Origin of the sequence: Mycoplasma sp. ATU-Cv-508, from assembly GCF_004011945.1 — a bacterium.
In the GTDB taxonomy this organism is placed as follows: domain Bacteria; phylum Bacillota_I; class Bacilli_A; order Mycoplasmatales; family Metamycoplasmataceae; genus RYZV01.
The window spans coordinates 435283-456770 of sequence record NZ_RYZU01000001.1 but is presented as its reverse complement, the minus strand read 5'-3'; the positions used below and the strand labels follow the sequence as shown (position 1 = coordinate 456770).

General features: G+C 40.8%; 30 protein-coding genes and 4 tRNA genes. 23 read left to right on the top strand and 11 right to left on the bottom strand.

Translation table 4 applies throughout. The annotated features are described in order from the left end of the window. The first annotated feature begins 202 nt into the window (after positions 1-202). From CSH31_RS02675 to CSH31_RS02610, 14 genes are all read left to right on the top strand, one after another. Positions 203-1027: a DnaA/Hda family protein gene (locus CSH31_RS02675; protein ID WP_127942882.1), complete on the top strand. Its 825-nt coding sequence runs from the start codon at positions 203-205 to the stop codon at positions 1025-1027. Positions 1028-1072: 45 nt separating this feature from the next. Continuing rightward, positions 1073-2065 carry a type I glyceraldehyde-3-phosphate dehydrogenase gene (gene gap, locus CSH31_RS02670; protein WP_128008745.1) on the top strand — a complete coding sequence of 331 codons (993 nt, stop codon included), beginning with the start codon at positions 1073-1075 and terminating at the stop codon, positions 2063-2065. Between the two features lie 5 nt (positions 2066-2070). Next, positions 2071-2646 (top strand): ribosome biogenesis GTP-binding protein YihA/YsxC, encoded by a 576-nt coding sequence (yihA, locus tag CSH31_RS02665; protein ID WP_128008744.1) that lies wholly within the window; start codon positions 2071-2073, stop codon positions 2644-2646. A 547-nt stretch (positions 2647-3193) separates the two neighbouring features. Then, positions 3194-3364, top strand: a complete 171-nt coding sequence (locus CSH31_RS04985; RefSeq protein WP_161565692.1) for a single-stranded DNA-binding protein — start codon at positions 3194-3196, stop codon at positions 3362-3364. After that, on the top strand, positions 3348-3650 hold the full coding sequence (locus tag CSH31_RS02650) for a single-stranded DNA-binding protein (protein ID WP_128008742.1): 303 nt from the start codon (positions 3348-3350) through the stop codon (positions 3648-3650). The genes CSH31_RS04985 and CSH31_RS02650 overlap by 17 nt, the downstream gene beginning before the upstream one ends. Before the next feature lie 23 nt (positions 3651-3673). Beyond that, on the top strand, positions 3674-3937 hold the full coding sequence (gene rpsR / locus CSH31_RS02645; protein ID WP_127942877.1) for a 30S ribosomal protein S18: 264 nt from the start codon (positions 3674-3676) through the stop codon (positions 3935-3937). Positions 3938-4053: 116 nt separating this feature from the next. Next, on the top strand, positions 4054-4485 hold the full coding sequence (locus CSH31_RS02640; RefSeq protein WP_128008741.1) for a hypothetical protein: 432 nt from the start codon (positions 4054-4056) through the stop codon (positions 4483-4485). Continuing rightward, positions 4440-5369 (top strand): DHH family phosphoesterase, encoded by a 930-nt coding sequence (locus CSH31_RS04410; protein ID WP_161565691.1) that lies wholly within the window; start codon positions 4440-4442, stop codon positions 5367-5369. Before CSH31_RS02640 ends, CSH31_RS04410 begins: the two co-directional genes overlap by 46 nt. A gap of 38 nt (positions 5370-5407) precedes the next feature. Next, positions 5408-5827 (top strand): hypothetical protein, encoded by a 420-nt coding sequence (locus tag CSH31_RS04405; RefSeq protein ID WP_161565690.1) that lies wholly within the window; start codon positions 5408-5410, stop codon positions 5825-5827. Between the two features lie 189 nt (positions 5828-6016). Beyond that, positions 6017-6457, top strand: coding sequence for a 50S ribosomal protein L9 (rplI, locus tag CSH31_RS02630; RefSeq protein WP_127942875.1), 441 nt, complete (start codon positions 6017-6019; stop codon positions 6455-6457). Continuing rightward, the gene (gene dnaB, locus CSH31_RS02625; protein ID WP_127942874.1) at positions 6447-7772 is read left to right on the top strand and encodes a replicative DNA helicase; all 1326 of its coding nucleotides are present in this window, start codon (positions 6447-6449) and stop codon (positions 7770-7772) included. Before rplI ends, dnaB begins: the two co-directional genes overlap by 11 nt. Positions 7773-7774: 2 nt before the next feature. After that, positions 7775-8806 carry a hemolysin family protein gene (locus CSH31_RS02620; RefSeq protein WP_128008739.1) on the top strand — a complete coding sequence of 344 codons (1032 nt, stop codon included), beginning with the start codon at positions 7775-7777 and terminating at the stop codon, positions 8804-8806. Then, the gene (locus tag CSH31_RS02615) at positions 8791-9018 is read left to right on the top strand and encodes a hypothetical protein (protein ID WP_128008738.1); all 228 of its coding nucleotides are present in this window, start codon (positions 8791-8793) and stop codon (positions 9016-9018) included. Before CSH31_RS02620 ends, CSH31_RS02615 begins: the two co-directional genes overlap by 16 nt. Before the next feature lie 90 nt (positions 9019-9108). After that, positions 9109-10053, top strand: coding sequence for a YitT family protein (locus CSH31_RS02610; protein ID WP_161565689.1), 945 nt, complete (start codon positions 9109-9111; stop codon positions 10051-10053). Here the strand turns inward: CSH31_RS02610 and CSH31_RS04980 are convergent. After that, complete coding sequence (locus CSH31_RS04980; RefSeq protein ID WP_345775175.1) at positions 10050-10304, bottom strand: hypothetical protein; 255 nt, start codon at positions 10302-10304, stop codon at positions 10050-10052. The genes CSH31_RS02610 and CSH31_RS04980 overlap by 4 nt on opposite strands. Continuing rightward, complete coding sequence (trpS, locus tag CSH31_RS02605) at positions 10276-11040, bottom strand: tryptophan--tRNA ligase (RefSeq protein ID WP_345775174.1); 765 nt, start codon at positions 11038-11040, stop codon at positions 10276-10278. Before trpS ends, CSH31_RS04980 begins: the two co-directional genes overlap by 29 nt. Positions 11041-11130: 90 nt before the next feature. Here trpS and tig point away from each other — a divergent pair, with 90 nt between their 5' ends. Beyond that, positions 11131-12405 (top strand): trigger factor, encoded by a 1275-nt coding sequence (gene tig, locus CSH31_RS02600; protein ID WP_128008737.1) that lies wholly within the window; start codon positions 11131-11133, stop codon positions 12403-12405. Here the strand turns inward: tig and CSH31_RS02595 are convergent. The 9 genes from CSH31_RS02595 to CSH31_RS02555 all read right to left on the bottom strand — a co-directional run bounded on the left by CSH31_RS02595 (position 12402) and on the right by CSH31_RS02555 (position 18719). Beyond that, complete coding sequence (locus tag CSH31_RS02595) at positions 12402-13097, bottom strand: DUF3196 family protein (RefSeq protein ID WP_128008736.1); 696 nt, start codon at positions 13095-13097, stop codon at positions 12402-12404. The two genes, tig and CSH31_RS02595, sit on opposite strands and share 4 nt — an antisense overlap. Before the next feature lie 23 nt (positions 13098-13120). Next, positions 13121-13197, bottom strand: a tRNA-Arg gene (locus CSH31_RS02590). A gap of 45 nt (positions 13198-13242) precedes the next feature. Continuing rightward, positions 13243-13713, bottom strand: coding sequence for a YfcE family phosphodiesterase (locus CSH31_RS02585; protein ID WP_128008735.1), 471 nt, complete (start codon positions 13711-13713; stop codon positions 13243-13245). 1 nt (position 13714) lies between these two features. Next, positions 13715-15382 (bottom strand): GIY-YIG nuclease family protein, encoded by a 1668-nt coding sequence (locus CSH31_RS02580; protein WP_128008734.1) that lies wholly within the window; start codon positions 15380-15382, stop codon positions 13715-13717. A 1-nt stretch (position 15383) separates the two neighbouring features. Continuing rightward, positions 15384-15722: a thioredoxin family protein gene (locus CSH31_RS02575; RefSeq protein WP_127942866.1), complete on the bottom strand. Its 339-nt coding sequence runs from the start codon at positions 15720-15722 to the stop codon at positions 15384-15386. Continuing rightward, positions 15722-16048 (bottom strand): hypothetical protein, encoded by a 327-nt coding sequence (locus tag CSH31_RS02570; protein ID WP_127942865.1) that lies wholly within the window; start codon positions 16046-16048, stop codon positions 15722-15724. Before CSH31_RS02570 ends, CSH31_RS02575 begins: the two co-directional genes overlap by 1 nt. Before the next feature lie 200 nt (positions 16049-16248). After that, a complete protein-coding gene (locus tag CSH31_RS02565; RefSeq protein ID WP_127942864.1) occupies positions 16249-17040 on the bottom strand; it encodes a hypothetical protein in 792 nt (263 codons plus the stop codon). A 34-nt stretch (positions 17041-17074) separates the two neighbouring features. Next, positions 17075-17455 (bottom strand): hypothetical protein, encoded by a 381-nt coding sequence (locus CSH31_RS02560; RefSeq protein WP_128008733.1) that lies wholly within the window; start codon positions 17453-17455, stop codon positions 17075-17077. Beyond that, on the bottom strand, positions 17433-18719 hold the full coding sequence (locus CSH31_RS02555) for a ribonuclease J (protein WP_128008732.1): 1287 nt from the start codon (positions 18717-18719) through the stop codon (positions 17433-17435). The genes CSH31_RS02560 and CSH31_RS02555 overlap by 23 nt, the downstream gene beginning before the upstream one ends. 219 nt (positions 18720-18938) lie before the next feature. Between CSH31_RS02555 and CSH31_RS02550 the strand changes: the two genes are divergently transcribed. The 8 genes from CSH31_RS02550 to CSH31_RS02515 all read left to right on the top strand — a co-directional run bounded on the left by CSH31_RS02550 (position 18939) and on the right by CSH31_RS02515 (position 21487). Then, positions 18939-19015: transfer RNA gene (locus tag CSH31_RS02550), tRNA-Met, on the top strand. A gap of 1 nt (position 19016) precedes the next feature. Next, a tRNA-Asp gene (locus CSH31_RS02545) sits at positions 19017-19092 on the top strand. Position 19093: 1 nt separating this feature from the next. Beyond that, a tRNA-Phe gene (locus CSH31_RS02540) sits at positions 19094-19169 on the top strand. Positions 19170-19262: 93 nt separating this feature from the next. Further along, positions 19263-19619 carry an MG284/MPN403 family protein gene (locus CSH31_RS02535; RefSeq protein WP_127942862.1) on the top strand — a complete coding sequence of 119 codons (357 nt, stop codon included), beginning with the start codon at positions 19263-19265 and terminating at the stop codon, positions 19617-19619. Next, entirely contained in the window at positions 19612-20250 is a 639-nt protein-coding gene (locus CSH31_RS02530) for a hypothetical protein (protein WP_128008730.1), read from the top strand. The genes CSH31_RS02535 and CSH31_RS02530 overlap by 8 nt, the downstream gene beginning before the upstream one ends. Before the next feature lie 31 nt (positions 20251-20281). Then, entirely contained in the window at positions 20282-20812 is a 531-nt protein-coding gene (locus CSH31_RS02525) for a hypothetical protein (RefSeq protein WP_128008729.1), read from the top strand. Continuing rightward, positions 20802-20993 (top strand): hypothetical protein, encoded by a 192-nt coding sequence (locus CSH31_RS02520; protein WP_128008728.1) that lies wholly within the window; start codon positions 20802-20804, stop codon positions 20991-20993. Before CSH31_RS02525 ends, CSH31_RS02520 begins: the two co-directional genes overlap by 11 nt. A gap of 38 nt (positions 20994-21031) precedes the next feature. Further along, positions 21032-21487 carry an acyl carrier protein gene (locus CSH31_RS02515; protein ID WP_128008727.1) on the top strand — a complete coding sequence of 152 codons (456 nt, stop codon included), beginning with the start codon at positions 21032-21034 and terminating at the stop codon, positions 21485-21487. Position 21488 lies beyond the last annotated feature (1 nt).

Here is a 21488-nt window from a genome sequence, read left to right as displayed (position 1 = left end):
ATCACGTTCTCAAAATTGCTCAAGATTTAAAACACAAGCAAATTAACCATCTTCAAGAAGTGCAAAGCGAACTAACTCGAGCACGCGAATCCAAACTAATTTTTAACTCCACCGATACTTTGATAGAAACTTGCGATTCAACGCCAAAGGGACAACAAAAAATTAACTTGAAAAAACTGTTTGAAGACTTGGGAGAATTCTAATGAACGATTTCAATGTTCAAGAAATTTTGGCCGAACTGCTCCAAAACGAGCGAATTGCTAAGCGGGTGCAAGAACTTAATTTAACCGACCAGCAAATGATCGAGGCAATTCCGATCATGATTGACATGAGCGAGCAAACCGAAAGTCCCGATCAACCTTACTGGACTTCTTTTTACTTAACTGACAGCGGACAAGTGCGTCGGATGGAGGTGCTTTCGCCCCAAGGGCAAAAAGATCTCTACCTAAAGAGAATCGTCACTAATCACATCCAAGCGATTGACTTTGAAAATCACAAGGATTTTTGAGTTAAACCAAGTCGGGCTCAAGTTGGAAATTGGATCCGTGGTTTTTTTGCTAACCCTGACCAAAGCAAAAAAGGGCTTTACCTCTGGGGCAAACACGGATCGGGAAAAACTTTTATCCTTAAAAGAATTGTGAAAAAGTTAGCCAAAACAAACTACGAAGTCGGCTACGTTTTTGTGCCCGACCTAGTTAATTACGTTCGCCGTGCTTTTCAACAAAACGAAGAGTACGATAATTTAAAAAATTTGCTCAAAAATGTTGACTTTCTCTTTTGTGATGACATTGGTAACGAAATTATCGCGCCCTGGTTTCGCGACGAATTTTTATACCAAATTTTTGCCTACCGCTTAGAAAAACAAAAACCAACTTTTTTTAGTTCACCTTACTCAGTTGAAAAACTTTTACAAATCCAAGCTAAAACCCAAAACCAGCGACTACCCGAACTTCACAAAGCCCAAGCTTTGATTAGCAAAATTATCCAACTTTCTGAGCCGCTCGAGCTCAAAAATAATGACGTTTAAATTGCCGTATAATGTGAAAAAGAACTTGACAGTTCGGGAGATAATATGAAAAAAATCGCCATCAATGGCTTTGGTAGAATCGGGAGACTCGTCTTTCGTCAAATTATTAAGGACAAAAATTTTCAAGTTGTTGCTATTAACGATTTAACGGCCCCAAACGTTTTGGCTCACCTACTAAAATACGATTCAGCCCAAGGTAAATTTGATTTACCCGTTGAAGTGGGTGAAAACCTACTAATTGTTGGCGGTCAAAAAATTGCGGTTTTTTCCGAGCGTGACCCCGAAAAATTGCCGTGGAAAAAAATGGGTGTGGATGCCGTGGTTGAATCAACGGGGTTTTTTAGAAGCAAAGAAGCGGCTGGTAAACACTTAAAAGCGGGAGCCCAAAAAGTCCTGATCTCAGCACCGGGTCAAGGCGATATGAAAACGATTGTTTACGGCGTTAACCACCAAAATCTTACCAGCAAGGATCAAATCGTTTCGGCTGCTTCTTGCACGACCAACTGCCTAGCACCGGTTGTACAAGTTCTTCACGAAAAATTCAAAATTACGCGCGGTTTTATGACAACTGTTCACGCCTACACAGCTGACCAAAGATTAGTTGATGCTCCCCACTCGGATTTAAGAAGAGCCCGGGCTGCTGCGGTTAACATTGTGCCGACTTCAACCGGAGCAGCTTCGGCGATCGGATTAGTGATCCCCGAACTGAAAGGGCGCCTTGACGGAATTGCCATGCGCGTTCCAATCATCACAGGATCGGTAGTGGACTTAGTGGTCGAACTGGGAAAAAATGTTGACAGCGACCAAATTAATCAAGCGCTCCAAGCGGCATCTTCAGAATCGTTTGGTTACACGGAAGAGCCGATTGTTTCAAGCGACGTGATCGGCTCCTTGTTTGGGTCAATTTTAGATGCTAAACTAACCCAAACAATTGATGTGGACGGCAAAAGAATGCACAAACTGGTCGCTTGGTATGACAACGAAAGTTCTTACGTAGCCCAGTATGTCAGAAGTCTTAAACACCTGGTCAACTTGTAAAGACCATGTGGAAAATTACTCTTTCGGCCGAGTCGGTTAAACAACTGCCGACTTCAAACCAAAATGAAGTGGCTTTAATTGGTCGCTCCAATGTTGGTAAATCAAGTTTAATTAACGCCTTAACTAATTCCAAAAGATTGGCTTATTTTTCCAAAACGCCCGGTCGGACCCGTTTAATTAACTTGTTTTCAAACCAAGGCGAGTACGATTTGGTCGATTTGCCTGGTTATGGTTACGCTAAACTTAGCCAACTCCAAACGAGCGCTCTCAAAAAAATGGTTAGCCAGTACCTTTTAGAGCGTCCAAAATTAAAAATCGTTTTACTTTTGATCGACAGTCGACGCAACATTTTGCCGATTGATCAAAAATGACTTGATTTGCTCTCCCAAAGAAACGATTACCAAGTCTGACTAGTCTTTACCAAGTGGGACTTGGTTAACCAGAGCCAAAAAAACGCGCTATCTAAATCAGCCGAGCAGCAAAACAAGCGGTTTTTTCACGTATCCGCCCGCAAGAAGTGGCTTGTGCAAACGTTAGAACGAGCAATTCGTGAGCACCTTGCCGAGCCAAATCGTTTATAATGCGCTTGAGCAAATGCTCCTACCCTCATTAGGGTCAAACGTCCAAAGGAGGCATTTTAATGCCTAAGTATGAAATTTTGCTGATAGTAGATCCCAAGGCCGACAGTAAGCAAACCGAAAATCTGGCCCAAGAAGTTTTTAAAAACCGGTTCTTACCAAATTAGTCCCTTCGAAAAAAATCAGCTTGCATACCCGATTAACAACTCTTTAACCGCTAAATACATTCTAATTAACATTGAAACCGACGGCAGCAACATTGCTGAGTTTACCCGCCGAGCCAACCTTAACAAAAATGTTTGGCGTTATTTGGTTGTTAATCTTGACCAAGAAAAAACTGACCGTAAACCGCGACCTGGTGCACGGACTCTCCAACGAACACAAACTGGTGAAAAACCGCGTTGAAACTATGAACGCCCTAGTCGAGACTGATCGAAGAAAACGGCTTCATCGCCTGAATCAGAAAACCCAATTCCAAAAACATCATCTGAAGATCAGACGGTCAAAGAAGTAACCGAAAAAGAAAAGGAAAAGTAAAATGAACAAAGTTATGCTCGTAGGTCGAATAGTCAAAGATCCGAATGTGTTCCAAACCAGTTTAGGAGTTAAGTACGCACGTTTTAGAATCGCTGTAAACCGACCAGTAGCGCGTAACCAAGCCGATTTTGTCCCGATCGTAGTTTTGGCGTCAGCAAGCTGAATTCGTGGAAAAATACCTTAAAAAGGGTGCGTTAATCGCAGTTGAAGGTTGGTTTACCTCCTCGGTTTACCAAAACAGCAATAACCAAGTGGTAGTTCGCTACGAAATTACCGGTGACCACGTCAGTGCCTTGGAAACTAAATCTGTGGCTGAGGCCCGCAACCAAAACCAAAACATCTCCCGCACTCAAGAGCTCCAAATTAACGCTGATGAGCACGAGAAGCCCGCAATCAAAGAAAACCTTGCTGCAGATCAAAAGAAAGAAAGTCTGGGCGAAAACGATGTACCTTGGGATCTTGACCTCTAATTTATCAAAAGCAAAGGAAGTTTATGACAATTCGAAAAACTAAACCTCGTTCAAAAGCAAAGGGCGGAAAACGTCGCCGCAAAAATCAATACATTGGACGCGAAGTTAAATACGTTGATTACAAAAACGTGGAACTTTTAAGCAAATTTATTAACATTCACGGCCGCATTTTACCAGCCCGAGTAACGGGCGTGACAGCGCTTCAGCAAAGAGCGATTTCTAACGCCATTAAAAGAGCTCGTTACATGGCTTTGTTGCCCTACAGCAACGAAAGAATTAAGCGCTAAAAACATTTTTTTGAGTCGCGTCAAACGGGCTCAAAAAGAGTTAAAGGTCAAAAGATGGTTGCTACCAGGTCTAGGAATGATTGAGAAAGCAAATAACTATATAATCTTTGGTGAAGATGAAAATTAAACGCTCCAGTTTAGCCGTAGTCGTTTTTAGCGTTTTGCTGTTTGCAACTTACGTCACAATCATTGTTCTGCTCGGATTTTACTTCCGGATTAGTTTTACTTACCGGATGGTTTTAGTCGGTCTTTTAGCCGCTACGATCGTTATGTTGATGGTGCTAGGCATCAATAACTACTGGCTCATCAAAAGACGGCGGGAAAACATCGGTAATTCCTACGAATTTTACGTTGATGACTTAATTAACACCACGGGTGTCGGAGTCATCATTTTTAGTAAAGACGGCGAAATTATTTGGGTTTCTCAGTTTGTGGACCAGCGTTTTGAAAAAACTTTGATCGGTCAAGATTTAAATGTCTTGGAGAAGACTTTGCCGAAAAGTTGCAATCGGGAAAAGACAAGTTTCGTTTTGAAACTAACTCCCTAGTTTACGAAGCACAAGTTAACGCCCATAACCGTACCATCGTAGTTAAAGACGTAACAACCGAACAAAATTTACTCAAAGCTTACCGCGACGAAAAAATCGTCTTTGGTGAACTAGAAATTGATAACTACCAGCAGCTCCAAGGCGTTTTGCCCGAGGATGAACTTTACCGCGTGCAAACGATCGTTTTAAAAATGCTAGACCAACTTGTTAATCGCTACAACATTATTTACCGCCAGTATGTCCACGGAAAATACATTCTCGTTTGCAACGAAAGTGTGCTTGAGGAATTCAAACGCCAAGAGTTTAGTTTTCTTGACGAAGTGCGTAACGAAAACGTCATGAACGGCGTACGTTTAACGATTTCAATTGGCTTTGGAGCTGGATCAACTCAGCAAAAAGAATTACTTGAACTTGCTAAAGACGGGCTGCTGCAAGCTCAATCACGGGGTGGCGACCAAGTGGCGGTTGAATACAGTAATTTAAAACCGCGCTACTTCGGAGCTAAAACCGAAATTGCCGCTCCTAGTTCGCGAGTAAAAATTAAGCAGATCACGTCCATGATTGAGGAAAAAGTTCGTCAATCGTCAGTTCGAAACGTGATTATTTACGGTCACATTGACGCTGATTTAGACGCGATTGGAGCTGCTTTTGGCATTTACGAACTGCTTAAAAACATCGGCAAGCCGATTTACATTCAAAACAAAATTTTTGACAAGACCGTCGAAAAAGTGCTGAACGACTTTTTTGAGCGCGACGAGTTAGAAATTTTCATTACCCCAGCCCGCGCTCAAAAACTTACGTCCCGAGGGACAGTTATCTTTATCGTTGATACGGCCGAAATCAGTCGAATTGAAAACCGCGTGTCTTTGATAAAGCCAACTTAAGCAACGTCTATGTCATTGATCACCACCGGGCAAGCCAGTTGCCAAACGAAATTCCGATCGAAAACATTTACATTGACACATTTGCTTCTTCGGCTTCGGAAATCGTTACCGAAATGCTAATCTTTTCGCGTTACGCTATTAAGCCATCCAAAAATTCGGTTCAACTGATGCTCAACGGGATTTACCTTGATACCAAGCAATTCCAAAAATCAATTTCCTCTAAGACATTTGACGCCGCTTCTTGACTAGAAAAACACGGTGCTCAATCGCAAATAGCCTCCGAAATTTTGAAAATTCCGAGCAAATACTCAATGCTTGTTAACGCCATTTTGAGCGAACTAAGGGAAGTTAAAGAGGGGTATTTTCTAGCCGCTTACGACGGGAAGTGCCCGACGACATTGTTTCACTGGCGGCCGACGAAATTTTACGTACCCAAGGTCGGAAAGCCGCCTTTGTAATTGCCAAAACTCCGGGTAAAAAAGTTTGAAAACTTTCGGCGCGCGGCATTAACACTAACGTGCAAACGATTGCCGAACAAGTTGGTGGGGAGGACACTTTGGAGCGAGTGCGGCTCAGTCCACCGAACCTCTCAACGTTTTTCTTGATAACGTCATCCAAGCCATCGTCTCACGGAAAGGCGATAAATAATGCGGATAATTCTCCTTGAGGACAGCGAACTAGGCAAGGCCAACCAGGTGGTCGAAGTCAAAGATGGATACGCTAAAAACTACCTAATTAAACGCGGTGTGGCCGTTCCTTACAACTTAAAGACCAAACATTTGCTGGATAAAAAAATTACCGATCTAAGTCAAAAAACGGAAACTCGCAATTTTGAGCTTACGCAACTTAAAAACGCGATTGAGAGTCTCAGTTTTTCTTTTAATCTCAAGGTGGTCAACCAACGGATCCACGGATCAATCACGCGTAAGCAAATTTGTAAAGAATTGCGCTTACACCAAATTGAAGTTAACCCTCTTTGAATTGAAAATCTCAAAATAAGTGTTTTAGGCAAAACCAAAGTACCGATTAAACTGTCAAAAAACATCACGGCTTGGTTGCCAATTGAGGTGAAAAGCGATGGAAACTAAAGTTACTAGTTTACAAATTGAAGCCGAACTTTTAGGTCTTTTGTTTATTGAACCATCCTTAATTGACAAAGTGCGGGGTTATTTGCAAGTTGAGGACTTTGAAAACGAAAAACACCGGGTTATTTACCAGGCAATTTTACAACTGCTCCAAGATAACGTCGAAATTGAGCAGTCGCTAGTTTTGCAAGAATTGCTTGGAACGATTAAATCCCACCAAACTTTCCAGAAAGAATCGGCCCAATCTTATTTGTCCAAGTTAATCGACCTAGCCGGCATTCGCACCAATTTAGATAAATACATCCGCGAAATTGCTAAACGTTCCCAGCGCCAAAAAATTAAGTCAATGCTAAAACGGGTTGGTCAAAAAATTACCGACGAAAGACAAGACCCGGATGATTTAATCCAAGAATTCCAGCGAGAAATTTCCCAAAGTCGCAGTTTTGAGTACCGCGATTTTGTCGGTGCTGAAAAAATCATCGAAAGAACCATATATGAAATTGAGCAAAAAGCTTCGGGTCAAACTGTTTCTGGTTTACCAACCGACTTTCCTTCTTTTGATGAGTTAACTCTCGGGTTTCAAAACGGGGACTTAATTATCGTTGCCGCCCGGCCTTCAATGGGAAAAACGGCCTTTGCCTTAAACATCGCAACTAACGTTGCTAAAAACAAAAGAGTCGGAATATTTTCCTTAGAAATGTCTTCGGTCCAACTTTTTAACCGCGTCTTAGCTTCGTTTAGTTTTATCCACGGCAATAAAATTCGCCATCCCAAAAACTTAACACCGAACGAAACGCGCAAAATGTACGTCGCTACGCGGGCGATTAAAAAGTTAAACTTATGGGTTGATGATTCCCCCGGACTAAAATTAGCCGATTTGGTTTGAAAAGCCCGACGACTGGCCAAAGTCGCCCAAATCGATTTACTCGTGATTGACTACCTACAGCTAATTTCAATTAGCAATCGCCTATCAGAAAATCGTCAAATGGAAGTAAGCATCATTTCTAGCACTCTCAAAAAACTGGCGCGTGAACTCAACATTCCAATTGTGGCACTCTCGCAACTTTCGCGTCGGGTAGAACAGCGCGAAAACAAAATTCCGATGATGTCAGACTTACGCGAATCGGGTGCGATTGAGCAAGATGCCGATTTAATCGTTTTTCTTTACCGCGAAGCGTATTACAAGCGCGATAAAGATCCTAAGTCTGAAATAGACCAAACCGAAATTATTGTGTCTAAACACCGGAACGGCGCGACTGGCAACTTAATTCTTTCTTTTAACCCCAGTTACAGTCTTTTCACAGACAAGAAGGACTAGAAATGCCTTGAACTATCCAATTAGCGTTTGCAATCGTGTTAATTTTGCTGCTTTTCTTTTCGATGTTTTTCTCGGCGGCCGAGACAGCTTATTCATCCGTTTCTAAGTACACGATTGAAAAGAACTTACGGAAAAATCGCCGTTCAGCCCGCCTAATTAAAAAGCACTATAAATCTTTTGGGTGAACGCTAGCGACCATTTTACTTGGCAATAACTTGGTGAATATCGCCTTTTCGTCTATTTCTACCACTTTAATCACTAACATGGTAACTGGCTCAGATATGGTCAATTCTTCGTTTGTGCCAATCATTGTTACGGCGATTGTAACTCCAATCGTGGTCCTATTTGGCGAAATAATTCCCAAGCTTTTAGCCAAGCGCTACTCTTACGGCTACCTTTCCAAAATTGTCTACTTGATGGAATTTTTTAATGTTTTGCTCTTTCCGTTCACTTTCCCGTTTTCGCGAATTGCTCTTTCTTCCAAAACAAGCATCACCGAAAAAGAAATTCGGGAAATTTTGTCAATTGCAACCCGGCAAAAATTGATTAAACAAGAGGGGGCTCTAGTTGTTTCGCGGGCGATTGGTCTTAACTCGCTGAGAGCCAAAGACATTATGACTTTGCGCAAAAATTTCGTTTACGTCAAAGTTGACGACACGCTTGAGTATCTTTTGGAAATTTTTCGCCGAACTGGCCACTCTCGTTTACCAGTTGTGCGCGGTCACCGCTTTGTAGGAGCGGTGATGCTCAAAGACATTCTTCATAAAAATCTGGGCACAGCCTACGATTACATCCAAAAAATTCCTAACGTAGACAAAAATTTATTGGTTGGCAAAGTTTTGGAAAAACTGCGCATTAACAAGACGCACATGGCGTTTGTCACAACTCGTAAAACGCAAGGAAACGCGGTGATTGGGTTAGTGACGGTTGAAGATATCATTGAGGAAATTTTTGGCGAAATTTATGACGAACACGACAATTCCCACTTGATTAATCAAATTGCTCCTAACCGCTGGAAGTGAGTGGTGATTTAAAAATGCGGGTTTTGGCCGAACTAATCAAAAACGTGGAATTTGAAAGCGTGCAAGATTTAACCGTTAAGCAGTGAGTTCAAAAAAGGATCAACCGCAAAATTCACCTTAAATTGAATTACATTTACAAAAACAAAATTTATTTCCGCGTTATCCAAAATAAAAAAGTTCTCGGCACTAAATTCTCGGTAAGATTAAGGTGAGAAGAGATTTAAATAGTCTAAAATGTTTTTCTAATGTATAAGTACAAAGTCTGGTTTTTGGTTACAAAATAGAAAATGAAGCAGCAAACAATATCTTTTTTTATGCAGAGGAAACGCTTTTCCTGGGTTTGGTTAGTTGGAGCAGCTTTTTTATACGCTTTTGGTATTAACGCTTTTGTCAACGCAGCCGGCATCTTTCCGACCGGGCTGATGGCTTTTGCAAACTTGACGATTTATTTAGCGCCGGACGCTACTCCTTTTGCTTCGTTAATTTATTTTGCGCTTAACATTCCGCTCATAGCGATTTTTTGGAAAAAAATCAGCCGTCGCTACATTTATAAATCGCTTTATTTCTTAGTCCTACAAGCGCTTTTCGGACTATTTTTTCTAATTCCCCAAGTTGGCGAATTTTGAATTAAAAGTTTTTGAACCGGTCGGGAAATTGACGCCATTCGCGAAGAGCGTTGAACTGTCATTTTGCTGGCCGCGATCGGAGCAGCGATTGTAGCCGTCGGAATTGGAGTAGCTTGAAAAACCGGCGGCGGAACGGGCGGCACTGATATCATCGTGTACTACTTTTCCCACCGTTATAAAAAATCAGTCGGTTTAATTAACACGTTTGTTTCTTTGTTCATGGTGGCTATTTCGTTTACCATTTCTGTCGCGCTTAACCGTCCAACTTACAGTCATGATTTGTGGTTCATAATTTTGATCGGGACTTTGACTTACCTTTTTGTGACCGTGGTGATTATTGACCTAATTTACCCTAAGTACTCAAAAGTGAAGTTAGATATTTACTCCAACCAACCCGAAAAAGTTTCTGCTTACTTAAAAAACAGTAATTTCCACCACGCGTGGTCAATTATTCCGCTCAAATCTGGTTACACTGGTCAAGATAAAAAAGTCATCACGACTACCATTTTGCTCTTAGAACTGGGCGACATTATTCGCAAACTCTACGCGATTGACAAAGATCTTTGAATTATCGCGACTAAAATCAAATTTAACTACGGTCGATTTAACACTGACAGCGTTGACCAAAACTAAAGAAGTCCCAATTTTTGGGCAACCAGTTGGTATTGCTTATTAGCTATTTGATTGGCTTTTTGAGCGCCCTTTTTTAGGACCTCTTCGGTTTTGTCAAAAAAATGCTCGTAGCGACTTTGAATCGCTGTTAAGCACTGTTTAACTTCGTGCGCCACGGCTTGCTTAAGTGGTAAATAACTGTTTTCCTTGGCAAAAATTTGACTGGCTATCTTCAGCGAACCGTTAGTTAAAGCGGCGTAAATGGTGAGCAAGTTTTTGATACCTGGTTTTTTGCTCATCTACGTAAATTTTATTTTCCGAATCGGTTTTGGAACGCAAAATTTTCTCAACTGCTTGCTCGGGATCGTCAAGTAAAGCGATGAAACTTTTAGGGTTAGGGTCGGATTTCGACATTTTTTTAGTCGGGTCTGTCAGTGACATAATTTTAGCTCCCACAGTCGGCAAAAGCGGCTCGGGTATTTCAAAAGTGTGTCCGTACTTATTGTTAAAACGCTGAGCTAAGTGAGCTGTCAATTCCAGGTGTTGGACTTGATCAGATCCGACGGGCACCAATTTGGGGCTGTAAAGCAGGATGTCGGCCGCCATTAAAGTGGGATAAGTTAAAAGTCCACCCCGAATTTGGGTGGTCTGGTTAGCTTGTTTTTGACCTTTATCCTTGAACTGGGTCATTCGCGATAGTTCGCCCACCGTGACAATGTTTTGCATGATTCAAGCTAGTTGAGTGTGGGCTGGGACATCAGATTGGTAAAACAAAGTTACTTTTTTAGGATCTAAACCGCAAGCCAAATACAGCGCTGCGATTTGCTGACGGTTAGAAACCAAAGTTTTAGCGTCTATTTCAATCGTCAAAGCGTGTAAATCAGCCACAAAAACAAACAATTCGTAACGATCTTGCAAAGCTATCAACTGCTTGATCGCGCCGATGTAATTTCCCAAAGTTATTTTTCCAGTCGCGGTAATGCCGGTTACAAGGCGAGGCTTAGACATAGTAAGTGTATTTTACCCGATTAATTTTTTACTAATTTGGATAATGTATAATCAGTGTGCATAAGCCCATACCAACCAAAGGATGTAAGGATGAAAAAAGTTTTTGACGCCCAAAAGTCAGAGTTAGTTATAGTGAACGAAGTCGAAAGTGCTCAGTGAGTTGCTGCCCAAAAAAATAGTTTCGAACAACTTCGTAATTCGCTCTTAGTTAAAGGTTTTCGCAAAGGCCAAGTGCCAGAAGCGATTGCTAAACAGCACATTAGTAAGCACGAAATTCAAGCCAAAGCGATTGATAAAATACTTGATGACTTAGTTAAAAAAGCCCGGGAATTAATTTCGCCCGAGGATAAAATTCTTGACCAACCAGTCCCTAAAATTAACAAAATTAGCGACAAAGAATTGGCGATTGAACTACGTTACGCTGTCTACCCCAAAATTAATTTAGCCAACTACAAAAACTTGGGAATCAAATACGAGAGCGTCAAAATTGAGGAAAGTCAAATCGAAAAAGAACTCGAAAATCTCCGCGAAAAACACGCCTTACTCGTTCCTTACGAAGGCAAAATCGCCAAAGGGCACTTAGTCAAATTTGACTTTGAAGGCTTCATAGAAGGCAAGCCATTTGAAAACGGTCGGGCAAAAGATTACGTTTTAGAAATTGGGTCTCAGAAATTCATTCCTGGTTTTGAAGAGCAAATGATCGGTCTTGCTAAAGGACAGGAAAGCGAAATAAAAGTTAACTTTCCCGACGATTACAACGTAGCATCTTTAAAAGGTAAAGCGGCGGTCTTTAAAATAAAAATACACGAAATTAAAGTCAAAGAACTGCCTGAGTTAGACGATAAATTAGCCCAAGAAGTCGGACTAAAAAACGTTAGCAATTTAAAAGAACTTCGTCAACACATTCGCGAAATGTTTGTTGAACAAAACGCCATGCAAAGTCGCCATAAATTTATTCAAGCTGTTTTTGAAAAACTCAAATCCAACACAAAAGTGGTTGTGCCGGATGTATTAATTGATAAAGAGGTTCAAGCTATCAAGGAGCAATTTAGCGAAAATCTTAAACGCCAAAATTACACTTTGAAAGACTACGCTTCTTCGCTCGGTTTAGATGAGCGCAAACTTAACGATCACTTTCGCGAGCAAGCTGTGAAAAGATTAGTTGACTCATTCATTTTTGCCGAAATAGCTCGGGCTGAAAAAATTCGTCCAACCGAGGAAGATTTTGAGCAGCAGTACCAAAAATTTGCCAAAATGTACAACAAGCCGATTGAAGAGATTAAAAAAATGATCGGTAAAAATTACGCCCAAGTGCCAATTATTAACGATAAGGTTATCAACCGTTTAATTGAACTTAACGCTTAAAATTCTTTAATTTGCTTGAGAATCAGTTTTTCTTCGGTGGTAAGATCAACTTTTGCACCGAGCATTTTTTGCGTTACTCGCACAATTGCTTTAGCTAGGTTGGGACGCTGAACAGACTGAGGAAAATTGGCCAACAAATAATTTTTGAAGTTTTGAACCGCTAATTTTTGCAGAGAAGGATTTTGGGTGCTGAGTTTGTCAAACTCTTCTAAAACTTCGGTGTAGAAACTAGCGTCAAAATACTGGTCAAACTTGGCTAAGTCAACCTTTTGGTTTTCAAAAACAACTTGACCGCCAATTTTTTGTCGAGCTAACTCATCCATCAAAATGATTTTGGCCAAGCGATTGGCAGAGTCTGCTTGGTTAATTCAATTTTTGACCTGGTCTTGAATGGGGTGGAGATTAATGTGGCGGGCACTTTGCAAAGCTAAAGCAATTTTTTGGGCATCTTGACTGGTTAGTGATTGGCAAAACTCTTCCTGGCTCATTATGGTTGCCTTTTGGTCGGGAGAAAGTTGTTTTAACTCCCGAACTAAAAAGTCGTTCCAACGCCGAAAAAATTGCTCGTATTTCCAAGGCACATAAGGAAGGTCAAGTTCCTCACGAACTAACTTGTAAGCCTCTTCAAACCGTTTTTCGCTGGCTAATTTTTCAATTTGGTTTAACTTGTTTTGGTAGTAGTTCGGCGACATAATCAATTAGGTCAATAAAAAAATGGCGATCGTGGCAGGAGTCGAACCTGCGACCACATGCTTAGAAGGCACGTGCTCTATCCTACTGAGCTACACGACCGATTAAGTGATAACTTTTATTTTAACACCTTAGAGTTTGATTAGATTAAGGGTTTTTAAAAATCACGTTAGCAATTTTGTAATCATCGATTTCAACTAGGCAGTAAGTCTTACCTTCAAACGAACGCGGGAAAGTAATTGAACCGGGATTAATCAAAGTTAAACCCTGGTAGTTTTCCCAAACGGGAATGTGCGTGTGACCAAAAAAGACAACTGAAGCGCGATATTTTTGAGCAAACTGGGCTAGCGCCAATTGCCTACCTCCCGAGCGGTCAAAAACGGTGTGACCGTGACAAATCGCAATTCTTAGGTGGTCGAATTCGATCACTTCCTCTTCAACGCTAAAGTCTTGGTCGTTGTTTCCTCCCACGTAAAAGTTAAACATGCTTTTAATTTCGGCCTCGCTCATTTGAGAGTCACCTAGGTGAACGCTGTAATCGTAACTCTCTTTTTCCAAAACTTTTTCCATCACAGCCTTATCGCCGTGGTTGTCGGAAATGACTAAAATTGTGAACATGTTATTTTTCCCCTAATCTCTCTTTAATAGCCCGAGCTAACCGCATTGGTACCACCTTGGTTAGCTCGTCAACTGAAGCGTTGTAAATGCTGGCGTAATCACCAAAATGTTCGAGGAGTTTTTTTTCAGTAGCAAGACCAATGCCTTTAATGCTAGTTAAAATCCCCTCCAAAGTAGTTTGTCTTTTGCGGCGGTGAATTACTTTGGCATAACGATCAACTTCAATTTGCATCCCACTTAAAAAATTATACAAATCAGATTTTTTGAGCTTAATTTTTTGTCCGATCGGATTAAGTAAATAATCGGTCTTGTGTTCGCGATTTTTACCAAGTGCCACGACCGGAACGCTCGGCAAAATCTTTTGGGCTATGTTTTGTTGAGCACGACCTCCGTCTACAATTAGTAAACTGGGTCAAGCGTTTTTACGCTCCTCATAGTGTTTGAATAAAAGTTGCTGCATGTACTCAACGTCGGCCTTTCTAGCGCCAGCAGTTAAACTGTATTTTCTAAATTTACGCGGCACTTTCACGCCCTCTTGGTAAACTACTACCACGCCGATTGGTAAAGTGTTGTTGGTGTGAGAAGTGTCAACTATGTCAATTTGACTAAGACTTTCAAGCCCTAGAATCGTTTGAAGATCTTGCAAAACTTTCTGTTTGCTTGACTGAACCAACTTAAACTGTTTTAATTTTTCCGCTAAATTATCCCGGGCGTTTTCAATCGCTAAGTCAACAATTTTTTTGTTGTTACCTTGGCGCGGAACGATAACTTGAAAATCGGTACTTTCAAAGTTTCAGTTGGAAAGTAGCATATCCGGTTTGAGGTTGGATTGGTAGTATTGACTGACAAACTGGCGAATGGTGTCGGGCGTGGGAGCGATTTTTTCGACGATTTTTTCGTAGCGCGATAGCAAGTTGCCTTGGCGGTAAAAAAGCATCGAAACGGCCAAGTAGCCCTCTTGTTCTAAAAAAACGACTACGTCGATGTTTTTCAAGTTATTAATCCGGGCCGTTTGGTGGTTTTCCAATGTTTCAAGCGCTTGAATAGTTTGTTTGATTTCATGGGCCATTTCATAGTTATGTTTTTCAGCCGCAATTTGCATCTTTTCTTTCAAAAATTTAACTAGGTGACGTGTTTGACTAGATAGAAGCTTTTTAATTTCTCGAAACTTAATATCTAAGGTGGCCAAGTCAAAATTGACAATCGGCAGACCTTTTTCATAAACGTACATTCTGTTTAAAAGATTAACGATTTTACGAACACCAAACCCGGTCGGAAAAGGCCCGTAATAAAAAGCGTTTTTAGCGGCCTTCTGTGATCGAATTCGGTAAAGAGTTTTGATGGTTAAACCTTGAGTGCGTCTGACTTCAATGTAGGGATAGTGTTTATCGTCTAAAAGTTTGACGTTGAACTTCGGAAGATGCTTTTCAATGAAGTTTTTTTCTAAAATTAGCGCATCTCTTTCGTTGGGTGTGATGATGTAGTCAAAATCAGATATTTGCCTAACTAAGGCAGCGGTTTTATAAGAGTTAAGCATACCCCGAAAATACTGCCGCATGCGATTGCGAAGATTCTTAGCTTTGCCAACGTATAAAATTTCGCCGATTTGATCTTTCCACAAGTAAATGCCTGGTTTAGCCGGAATGTGATCTAGTCGGCTTTGGTCCATCTTATGTCTTACCTCTAGGAACCACGAGACTAATCGCTTGTTTTAACTTTTCAAACGGCAAGTATTCATACCCGAGCAAATGAGCGTGGCCGTCTTTGACTAAGTAAAAAGCGGGAACTTTGAGCACTTTTCAAGAACCGGAATTTTCCCGGCCAAAAAGGGCGGCTTCTTGAGCGTCAACTTCAACAAAAGAAATCGGGTCATTAGCAAACTCTTTCTGAAGATCCCTCAAGATGGGCTTGGCCATTTTGCAATCACCGCACCACTCGGTCGTAAAGACCACGAGGTGAGTTCCCGTTTTAATTTCTTTTTGACATTCGCTTCAAGTTATTTTTCTCATTAATTCACCACAAAAACAATCACCGCGATTAAACCTGCCAAAATAAAAGTGTGAAGTCACATTGACATCCTAATTCAAAGACCGCCTATTTCGCTGTAAATAATTTGAAGAGTGGCGTTAAAAAATACGCCCAAACTAAGCGGATAGGCCAAGAGAGTTATTCATTTGGCTGGCGATAAATTAAAATCACCGTAAAAAAGAAAGTAAAGCGAAAGGACAAGTGCTAAGTAAAAAGCAAAAGCTAGGCAATGAACTAGTAAAACAAACAAAGCCATTAAAAAATCAAGCGTTCCATACTTGTCGCGGTTAAACGTTATTCTTTTCATTGAAATGCAAAAATATTATAGAAGAAACGTGCCCAGTCTCTATTTTCTGGTTAGCTGCGCTTAAATTTGATTTTTTCCAGTTTATCTAGTTTGGTAATCACTCCGCGCTCAATTAAACGTTTGCGGTGATCTTGGAAAGATTTTTTTCTTCGGTTGGGCATTTTGATTCCTTGCTAATTTAAGAAAAATTATAACAAAATTTAAAAAGGGTCATCAAAGGTCGTTTCTTCCTGAGTTAAATCGCTAGTCGGTAAATTAGGCTTATCAACGACTAAATCCAGAGCGACTTTTTCGCCTTTAACAACTTGCTCAGAGCTGACTGAGTCGCCTTGGGTTGCGGCAATGGTTGCCACGGAAGATTTGGCAACTTTTTTGCGCTTAATTGGCTTAACTTTTAAAACCACCCGGTTACTTAGTAGTCGGTAATAAAGACCTCAAACAGAGCCTGTGAAAAGAATGGAAAAAGGTACCACCACCCATAAGATTGCCACCACGAAAGCGCCAACTCCAGAAAGTATCATGGCAAAGAAAGAGTAGAGAAAAACGCCAATTACGCCTCCGTTTGTGTTAGCCGGAAACCAAGCGTTCCAATTTCTAGTAAAGTCGAGAAACCACCTTTCAAAGGCGGTCCAAGTTTTCGGACCAACTGCGAATCATCCCGTTTCAGTTTGGTAGTAGCCTGAAGAAGCCGAAACAAACAAAATTGAAACCACCAAAACGCAGTAAGTGCTAGTTTTAATTTTGATTCACCTGGGCAACACTAATCGTCCGCTGGTTAAGTAGCGCAGAGCGACGTAAATAACTAAGGCGTAAAAAAGCGGGTTGTAAAATCCAAGCATTAGGCCGACGGTGTAACCGTGAATAGTGGTCATGACGGGAATGTCTAAAAAAGCAAAAATTTGAAAACTAACCGCTACTATGAGCAGGCAAGTGCCAAAGATTTTTTGATCTTTTCACCACAAATAAGAAGTTTCTGTTTTTTGTTTTGGCATGGGTTATTCCACAATTATAGATTAACTAAAACGCTTACACTTCGTAAAAAGTCACTAAAACAATCGGAGTTTTTTCAATTAACCGGACTAGCAGTTTTTTGAGTCTTTTTCGCACACTGTTTTGAACCTCTTTCACATCCCACTTTTCGGCTTGTTCTACTTTTTGTTCTAGAACTTGCCAAGTTAAGAGGTTTAGCTCTTCAATCTTAGATTTACCTGCCACACCAACGAATTGGATGGAACTGTTTTCTCGAACAATTTTTTTGCTCTTAGGGTTAATTTGAATCGCGATGCTAACTAGTCCATTAGCCGATAAAACTTCGCGCTCCTTAATTACTTCGTAAGAAATGTCCCCGATGCCAAAACCGTCAATTATGACTTCGTCTTGCTCTTTAATCCGACCTTTTTGCGACACAAGTCGGCCGTTTTGAATTCAAACCACTTTGCCGTTTTGGAGAACAATTGAACGGTCAAGCGTCACGCATTCTTGAGCGGCTAAGTTTTTTAGCGACTACTAAGTAACGGTACAAAGCTGAAATGGGAATAAAATACTGCGGTTTTAAGACCTGAACTGTTTCGCGAATGTCTAAGTCAGCCGGACGCAGCGAGTAATAATCGCTGTAAGTTACCTCGGTGATATTGGCCGTTGTCATAGTAACTTTGTCAAGCATTTGGGTGTACTCAACTTCTAAACCATTAATCGGCGGCGCGATCATAACGATGCGATCGGTGCTTTTGAGTTTAAGATAAACATCGGCGCGCTCGGCAATTCGAACAAAACGCTGGTAAAGTCTTGACCAAGTGCCAGTGATGAGAACAACTGCGTTATCGTGTTTACTAATAGTGCGGTAATCTAAAATGCGGGGTTCTGATAAACTCGGGTTTTCCATTTTTAAAAAGTTGTAAAGAGTTTGGTAAGTTCTTCCGTACAAAACAACCGGGCGGTTATATTTGACGCACAGTTCAAGAACTTCTTGCAACACGTACATTTCTTCGTCATAAGCACCGACGATAATTCTTTCGGTCGGAGATGCGCTGCTAAACTGGGGTTCAATAATTGGTACAACGCTTTTGTGCTCCGAAGAGCGGCCGTGAAAATTAGAGCGACGAGCATCTAACATGAGCGCTAAAATTTTTCGATTGGGTTGAGCGATGCGGTTTAAACTAGTTTTACCAAATTGACCAAGGTCGTCAATGATAAAGTTAGACATAAAAACAATGTCGCCGTCGGGCGTCAAAAACTTGTAGCAGTAAGAACCAACGATTGAATTAGCTACTTCAAAAGGCTCAACTTCTACAGAACCAAAATTCATCCGCTTGTTGATGACTTTAATCTCGTAGTCTTGGTGGTTAATTTTGTACTTTGAGATGCGGTCTTTGATAACTTTGCTAGTGAAGTTAGAGGCGTAGATTTTCACGCCCTTTAAATCCATAATCAACCAAGGAAGCGCGGCAAAAACATCGTCATGAGCGTGGGTAATGAAAATACCTTTAATTGATTTACGACGTTTGACTAAGTAGTCAAAACTTGGAATAATCCCGTCAATTCCGTAACGGTTATTAATGGGCACTTTAATACCAGCGTTAATCACGTAAATGTCACGATTAACTTCTAGAACGTAACAATTTTTTCCGTTTTCGTCTTGTCCACCGAGCGCAAATATGTTGATGTCAGCCATTTTGATTGAGTTCCTTTTGATTGAGAATTAAATTATTAGTGCTCAATTCTAGCAAAAGAAGAAGTGTTGTTCTTTCCGCCATTATATACAATAAAGTTAATTGTAGGTCAATAATTATCCCGGCCTGACCAAGTTAGTAACCGTTTGCTTTTGCGATAAACTAAGTAGAATACTCGTCTTTTTGCCAGAATCTTATCGTATAATAACTCTGCCTTAAATGGCGGGGTGGAGCAGTGGTTAGCTCGTTGGGCTCATAATCCAAAGGTCGCAGGTTCGAATCCTGTCCCCCGCTCCCATGGTCTAGTGGTAAAGTGGTTAATACACCTCCCTGTCACGGAGGAAATCGCGGGTTCGATTCCCGTCTAGACCGCCACGGCTCTGTAGCTCAGTCGGTAGAGCAACGGATTGAAGCTCCGTGTGTCCCTGGTTCGATTCCTGGCGGAGCCACCATATCACTTCCCTCACTCCTTGAAACGCAGGGGGTGTTTTTTTTAACAAAATTTGTCGTTTTACCAATATTTAGTTGGAGGTAAAACGCTCTAAATGAGTATCGAAAGTATTAACAAAATTCCGTACCGTGACAAAAAACTTCTGATCACTAAAGTTTGCTTGATGTTTAAGAAAATAAAAAATGCCCACAACATTTACGAAACAAAATTTAAACACTCCAACAACTTATCAGACTCAATGAGAAAACAAAACTTGCTCAACATTAAAACGATGTCAATTTTTGAAACGATTTTGTCTTTGCTGCGACGAGATTACGTTCAAATTTTAGAAAAAGATTTCATTGAAGTCGACCCTAATCCGCACTGGTATTTGCAACACTGATCTAAAACGACTTATTACAAACTAAAGCACGAAGCGATTGACCAATTTCTTTTTATGCTTTATGCTTAAAAATCCGCTCGACTTAGTCACAATTGAAGAAAAATTTCAATTAAAACCGTATGTTTTTTTGAAGGGCGGTTTATCTTGACCTTACCTAAACCAAATGAGCGAAGCCTCATGAATCAAACGAAATTTGGTTGATGACACTTTTGATGTCGACATTTATCTACACGACATTCCGATGGTAAAACACGGCGAGGGATCATCTTTTATCAACGTTAACAACGCTTTTCAAATTAGCCAAGGTTTTAAAACCACATTTCCCAGACCCGTGTCAAGGCACACTTACCACCGTAGTCAGTTTAAAAACCAAAAACTAAGATCGTCTAAAATGATTGCTTTCGGACTCAGGCGCACTTACGTAAGTCAATCAATCCCAATTGATTACATTACTTACATCCTAACTCCTCACTTTTACTACCCAGTTAACCAAAAAACGCTCTACCCTAACCAAGCATTACACTTAAAACTACCTAAAAAAATTGCCTTTACCATCCCTTGGGAAGATGGTCACGGCAGCAAACGGTTTAATTTTCAAACCGATAAATTGCGGCGCATTGTTCCCATCAGCCAAGTTCAGTACAACCACATGGTAGTCGTGCCTGAAAAATTAATCCTTGGAAAAACGCCGAAGTTTTAGCCCAGATTTACGTGCACAACGACGATGGAGTTTGCCCACATTTGACCATTTTGTCCAAGTTGGTTCCCTAAAAACCTCGGCTCTAAAAAGTAACCAAAAACTAATCACCTACTTTGAAGGCATAAGCCAACCAGTGCAAACTAATTTATCAACCCAGCAAGGTAACTTATCAACTTTCTTAGTCGGTCGTATTCTAACTTTTCAAACCACGTTTTACGACTACCAAACTGGTGAAGTTAAAATCGGCCGCGATCCTAGCGCTCAAGTGGGTGACCAAGTACCCTGAAACTTTCAGGGTCTTTACGAACGGGAGCTTAAAACTTCACTCAACGGCGTTTATGATCAATTTACAATCGCTAGTGTTAACTGGATTGAAAAACCGATTTTAGATGCTTACTACGGACTAATTCGACTTTTAATCGCGGAAAACCTCGCGCCCAAAGATGAAGTTAAGAAGACTCGTTATTTCAATCAGCGAGGGCAAAAAACACTTATAGAGTATTTGAAGAAAAAAGGTCGACTTTTAAATTTAGAAATACTTAGGCGTCTCAGTGAAAAATAAGTTGCTCAAAATACTTGGAGCGTTAGTTCCTCTGAGCGTTTGCGTCGGATCACTTTCGTTAATTTTGGTTTTAGTTTACTCAACCAAAAAGTCCGACTCTAACCAAGATCCAAAGGAAAAACTGATAACTTTTAAACCGGGCGTACTGCCGAGTTCCAACGAAGAAGTTTTCCCAAGCTAAATAGTCAAGATTTTTATCGTCACCTAAGAATTTCTTCTTTGCAAGCAATTATTAGCGAATCAATGGTGAGCGAAGTGGTCGCTTACGTAGTGAGTCAAATTGAAATCGGCCAAAAAGATCGTCTCTGGTACGGAGTCAATCAAATTAGTCCGCAAGAAGTTGTGGTTGGTTTTGAATTAGAGCGCGAAAAAAAAGCGGACCAGCCAAACTTACCGTCTCCGGGTCGAATAAACCTGCCTGGGCAGACTGGTATAATTAAGTCTATGAATGTTAAAAAAATGGTCTTTGAAAAATTGAAAACGCTGACAAACCAAAAGTTTGACACTAATTCCGAAGTGCTAGCGATCGGAATAGATTCGCTAGATTTGGTAGAACTAATTACTGACGTTGAGGAACAACTTAAAATTGCCATCTCAGACCAAGAACTAGAGAGCATTAAAACAATTGAAGATATCATCACAACGATTGAAAAGAAACTTCCTTCTCGTAAATAGT